The sequence below is a fragment of the Plebeiibacterium sediminum genome, from assembly GCF_026013605.1.
Classification (GTDB): domain Bacteria; phylum Bacteroidota; class Bacteroidia; order Bacteroidales; family Marinilabiliaceae; genus Saccharicrinis; species Saccharicrinis sediminus.
Genome location: NZ_JAPDPJ010000196.1, coordinates 1 through 1,498 on the forward strand (window position 1 = coordinate 1; position 1,498 = coordinate 1,498).

Annotated in this window: 2 protein-coding genes; both read left to right on the forward strand. The window is 31.2% G+C overall.

The window, feature by feature from the left end:
- Positions 1–577: 577 nt before the first annotated feature.
- A complete protein-coding gene (locus OM075_RS25015) occupies positions 578–1,102 on the forward strand; it encodes a hypothetical protein (RefSeq protein ID WP_301193295.1) in 525 nt (174 codons plus the stop codon).
- A gap of 4 nt (positions 1,103–1,106) precedes the next feature.
- Positions 1,107–1,274, forward strand: a complete 168-nt coding sequence (locus OM075_RS25020; protein ID WP_301193296.1) for a hypothetical protein — start codon at positions 1,107–1,109, stop codon at positions 1,272–1,274.
- Positions 1,275–1,498 lie beyond the last annotated feature (224 nt).

Here is a 1,498-nt window from a genome sequence, read left to right on the forward strand (position 1 = left end):
CTGATAAGTTTAAATTCAGGAACTGCTTTACAAGCTTGTTGTAGGTAAGATTCTCTACTCATTACAATTGTATTTAAAAATTAATAATGGTAGAAAATGTAATTATCTTACGAATTTTGTTAGTTTTAGCCTAAGCTCCCGCTTTGCGGGTTTAGTTCAACAACACGTAATAGCTTATGGATATCCCAACTTTGAAGACAAAGACTTTCAAAGAGAGTTACAAAGACGAAATAGAATTAGAAATCCATTTAGTAGTTATAAAAAAGCAAATTTTGAACAATACAATAAGGTTGAAAAATCAAGATATGAAAATATTAAGTATCTAATAGATCAAATAGAACAATGGAAAGATTCATTAATTGTTTTGAGAAAAATGCCCAGCCCATAACAGCCTGTGATATTTCAGGGTTGGGTTGGTTGTAATTTGAGAGTTTATTTCCCGCATTAACAATTGGTTAGGTTGAAAGGAATGTAATACGCAGACCAACCCCGAAGACATACAGGTAACGTTGGGTTTAATGCAATAAAAGTGGTGCTCAATCTAATAGAAGCAAGTTTATTTTCCTAAATTTGCATTATGGCAAAAGAAGTTCAACATATTGAAATCGAAATCGATAAATTGACTAATAGTATTGAGAATGCAATATCTGGTGACAGATTTGAAACTGAAATACTTGAAGTCTCTCAAGAAGAATTGAGGCCGATTAAAAGAGGGAATGGCTGGCAGTTTGATTGGAAATATGAATTTGAACAAACGGACAGAAAGGTATTTAAACTAACTATTATTGGAAATCCAAAAATCATTCAAGGACTTGTAAGTATAAGTGATTATGGAGACCATATGTATATGCATTTAATAGAAAGTGCACCTTTCAATAAAGGAAAGAATAAACTATATGTTGGCGTTCCAGGAAATTTAGTTGCATATCTGTGTAAAACTTCATGGGATAAAGGTTATGAAGGGATTTCAGCATTTATGTCAAAGACTAGATTAATAGAACATTATGAAAAAATGTTGGGAGCTGTGCATGTTGGAGGACATAAGATGATTATCTTTCCTGAAGCTGCTGTTAAATTGATTAAGAAATATTTTAAAGTATAAAGATATGGGATGCTTAAGAGAACCGGAAGGAATTGATTTTGTAGTTGATTCAAGACCATTAAAAGATTGGGAGAGAAAGCAAATTAGTGATATAATTTCCCATTATAAAAAGACTGGAGAAATTAAGAAAGCTTCTCCAACGAAAAAGAATAAGAAAGAAACTGCTCAGTAGAACACTTGCCTCTAATGTAGTGTTGCTTGCATAACCTACAGATTGGAGGGTTTGTTGAACTAAACAATATTCCAGCAAATAATCTATAAAGTATTAGTAATTTGATTTTTACTTATAGTGTTTTAAATAGCATTTTTAAAGCTTTTTATATGGTTTTATCGTTGTCATTTTTGTGATATTTCAGTTAATAATGAACCATTTTATTAATTTGTTGCACTTGATCG

Excerpts from the sequence above, each read along its gene's own strand:
- OM075_RS25015 (WP_301193295.1), top strand. The coding sequence starts at position 578 with ATGGCAAAAGAAGTTCAACATATTGAAATCGAAATCGATAAATTGACT.
- OM075_RS25020 (WP_301193296.1), top strand. The coding sequence starts at position 1,107 with ATGGGATGCTTAAGAGAACCGGAAGGAATTGATTTTGTAGTTGATTCA.